This is a genomic window from Frankia sp. AgKG'84/4 (genome assembly GCF_023242965.2).
Lineage (GTDB): Bacteria > Actinomycetota > Actinomycetes > Frankiales > Frankiaceae > Frankia.
The window spans coordinates 1-3715 of the sequence record NZ_JALKFU020000538.1; the positions used below are offsets into that span (position 1 = coordinate 1).

Here is a 3715-nt window from a genome sequence, read left to right on the forward strand (position 1 = left end):
GGGCGGCTTCGGCCGCGGCCCCGGCGGGCTCGTCGTGAGCGCCGGTTCCACGCCGACGGCCGCCCTGTCGGCGCGCGCCCCCGTCACCGAGGAGCGGCCCGGGGTCTACATCTTCGGCGACCGCACGCAGGTCCTGCTCGGTTCCTGCACCTGGGACGACGTGGCGTTGGTAGTGGCGACCACCGTCGTGAGCGTGTCGGTACAGGGTCTCGGCACCCAGTTCGTCCTGGACGCCGGGTCCAAGGTGCTCTCGTCCGATCGCCCCGGCTGGCTGCGCGGCCACGGGCATGTCGTGGAGTTTCCGCAGGCCGAAATCGAGCAGCTCTACGAGCATCACGCGGTCTGCCGGATGAGCGCCGGGCAGGAACCACCCGCGCTCGGCAGCGTCCTGCGGGTCGTGCCGAACCATGTCTGCCAGGTGCCGAACCTCGTCGACGAGATGGTGGTGTTCCGCGCCGGCGCGCCGACCGGCGAACGCCTCACGGTCGACGCCCGCGGCCGCTGCTAGGCGGATGAGCTGAGCCGTGCGGCCGGGGCCCTGTCGGGTCACCGGCCGCACGGCGCCGGTGACCTACGCCGTCGCGGCGTCCTTCGTCCGGGCGGCCAGGGCCCGGACGAGGCCGTCGCGGCCCTCCAGCAGGGCGCGGCGCAGCGGCGGGGTCGGGTCGCGGTCGGCGAGGTACGCGTCGACCTTCGCCACCGTCGCCGGCTCGATGACCGCCGACGGGAAGAGCATCTGGGTGATCGTCGAGGCCGTGTCGAAGCTCCGGCTGGTCCAGATCGCGGCGATCTCGTCGAAATAGCGGTCGACGTAGGGCCGGGTGAACTCCACCTGGTCGGAGATCCAGAAGCCGCCCATCGTCGCGGCGGCGAGATGGTTCGACAGCTCGTCCGAGTCCATCACCGCAGACCAGGCGGCGGCCTTCGCCGCCGCGGTCGGACGGGCCGCGCGCGCGGTCGCCGCCCGCTTCTCGCCCGTCGCCGTGCGGTCGCGGGCCAGCTCGGCCTCGATCTCGGCGTCGCCGTAGACGCCGCGGGCGACGAGCTGGGTCAGCAGCGTCCAGCGCAGCTCGGTGTCCAGGACGAGGCCCTCGATGACGTCGGTGCCCTCGAACAGCGCCCGGACCCGGGCCACCTGATCATCGTCCTCGGCCTGCGCGAACGACGTGGTGAACACGAGCTGCAGGTCGCTGCCGGGCGCCGCGGCGCGGGCGAGCTCCTCCGCCCGCGCGGTCAGCGTCCGCAGCGCCGGGCGGCGGTTCGCCGGGTCGCCGTAGGTGTCGATCGTCAGGTCCGCCTTGGCCAGCAGGGACTGCACCACGCCGATGTCGTCCTCGGCGCTGACCCCGGACAGCACGAGCCGGACGTAGTCACGGGCGGGCAGCTCCGCGTCCCGGGTCATGTCCCACGCGGCGGCCCAGCACAGCGTCCGCGGCAGGCTCTCGGAGATCGACCCGATCGACTCGACGAGGGTGGCGAGCGAGCGCTCGTCGAGGCGGACCTTGGCGAAGGTGAGGTCGTCGTCGTTGAGCAGGATCAGATCGGGCTGGCGGGCGCCGACGAGCTTGGACACCTCGGTGAGCTCACCGGTCACGTCCAGTTCGACGCGTTCGCGGCGCAGCAGGGCGCCGCTTGGACCGCGGTCGTAGAGGCCGATCGCGAGCCGGTGCGGGCGCAGCGTCCGCGAGGCGGTCGGCGGCGCGCTCGCCGGCTCCTGCACCACATCGAACGAGGTGAACAGGCCCGAGGAGTCGGTGAAGAAACGCGGGCGCAGCGTGTTGACGCCGGTGGTCTCCAGCCAGTCGGCGGACCAGGCGCTCAGGTCCCGCCCGCTGGCGTTCTCCAGCTCCTCGAGCAGGTCCCGCAGGGAGGTGTTCGCGTACTCGTAGCGGCGGAAGTAGCTGCGCAGCCCGGCGAGGAACTCCTCCTGGCCGACCCAGGCGACGAGCTGCTTGAGCACCGACGCGCCCTTGGCGTAGGTGATGCCGTCGAAGTTCGTCCGCACCGCGTCCATGTCGGGGGCGTCGGCGACGATCGGGTGCGTCGAGGACAGCTGGTCCTGCCGGTACGCCCAGCCCTTCTCGGCGTTCGCGAACGTCGTCCAGCCATTGGTGAACCGGGTCGAGGTGACCTGGGCCAGCACCGACATGTAGGTCGCGAACGACTCGTTCAGCCACAGGTCGTCCCACCAGCGCATGGTGACCAGGTCGCCGAACCACATGTGCGCCATCTCGTGCAGGATCGTCTCCGCGCGCCGCTCGCGGCGGGCCTCGGTGACCTTCGCCCGGAAGACGTACTCCTCCAGGAAGGTCACGCAGCCGGCGTTCTCCATCGCCCCGGCGTTGAACTCCGGCACGAACAGCTGGTCGTACTTGCCGAACGGGTACCGGTAGTCGAACACCCGGTGGTAGAAGTCAAAACCGGCCTTGGTGATCTCGAAAATCTCGCCCGGGTCGAGGAACTCGGCCAGCGAGCGGCGGCAGAACAGCCCCAGGTCGATGCCGTCGTGCTGGTCGCGAACCTCGTGGTAGGGGCCGGCGACCAGGGCGGTGATGTAGGTCGACATCACCGGGGTGGTCAGGAAGCGGATGACGCGTGCGCCGATCGCCGCCTCCGCCGTCGCCGCGACCGCGCCGTTCGAGATCGCCGACCACTCGGCCGGCACCGTCACCGAGAGGGTGAACGCCGCCTTGAGGTCCGGCTGGTCGAAGCAGGCGTACATGCGGTGCGCGTCGTACGTCTCGAACTGGGTGTAGAGGTAGACGGCCTCGTCGACGGGGTCGACGAAGCGGTGCAGCCCCTCGCCGGTGCGGGAGTACACACCGTCGGCGACGACGCTCAGCCGGTTCGCCTCGGCCAGCCCGTCGAGCCGGATGCGCTCACCGTCGAACACGGCGGCCGGGTCCAGCGGCTGGCCGTTGAGCACGACCTCCTCGACCCGGGCGGCGGCGAGTTCGATGAACGTCGAGGCACCCGGCTCGGTGCAGGTGAAGGTGACCGCCGTCGACGTGCGGAAGTTCGCCGGGCCGGTGGTCAGGTCGAGTTCGACGTCATAGGACGCCACGTTGAGCAGGCGGGCGCGTTCGCGCGCCTCGTCGCGGGTGAGGTTGTTGGGCACCCGTTTCCTCTCGCAGGACACGAACATCACGGCTGGCACTGGCTGGTCTGGCTGGGTCGGCCAACAGTCTGGGTCGGCCAACAGTCTCGGTCGGCCAACAGTCTGGGTCGGCCAACAGTCTCGGTCGGCCAACAGTCTGGGTCGGCCCAGTCTCGCACGTCCCGCGCACGATACGGATGCCCTCCGTATACCCGCGCCGGCCGGTGTCCCGGCCCTGCCGCGCCTCCATGACATGGCAGCGCGAATTCGCGGAATGTGCGTTTTCGCGTGGGTCAATCCCCCGCCAGCGTCGGCGGTACGGCACGATGACCCCATGTCTTGTGGACGGGGGGACGCGCGAGGCGTCGCCGGAGGGAGGCGCGGGTGAGACGGGTGGCCGGGCTTGGCCGGGTACGCGCTCCCGCGCGTCCGAGCGGCCCCACACCGACCGGGTCGGCGCAGTCCAAGCAATCCCCGCCAGCCACACAGGCGGCACCAGCCACACAGGCGGCACCAGCCACACAGGCGGCACCAGCCACACAGGCGGCACCAGCCACACGGCCGGCGCGTCCCGCCGGGGGAGCGTCGCCGCATCCGGCCGCTGACGTGGTGACGGAC

General features: G+C 71.3%; 2 protein-coding genes. One reads left to right on the forward strand and one right to left on the reverse strand.

Translation table 11 applies throughout. The features are described from left to right. Positions 1–508 (forward strand): type III PLP-dependent enzyme domain-containing protein (locus MXD58_RS22765; protein WP_250609889.1); only part of this gene is annotated, 508 nt, incomplete at its 5' end. A 63-nt stretch (positions 509–571) separates the two neighbouring features. Here MXD58_RS22765 and pepN read toward each other — a convergent pair. After that, complete coding sequence (pepN, locus tag MXD58_RS22770) at positions 572–3118, reverse strand: aminopeptidase N (protein WP_248838921.1); 2547 nt, start codon at positions 3116–3118, stop codon at positions 572–574. Positions 3119–3715: the final 597 nt, after the last annotated feature.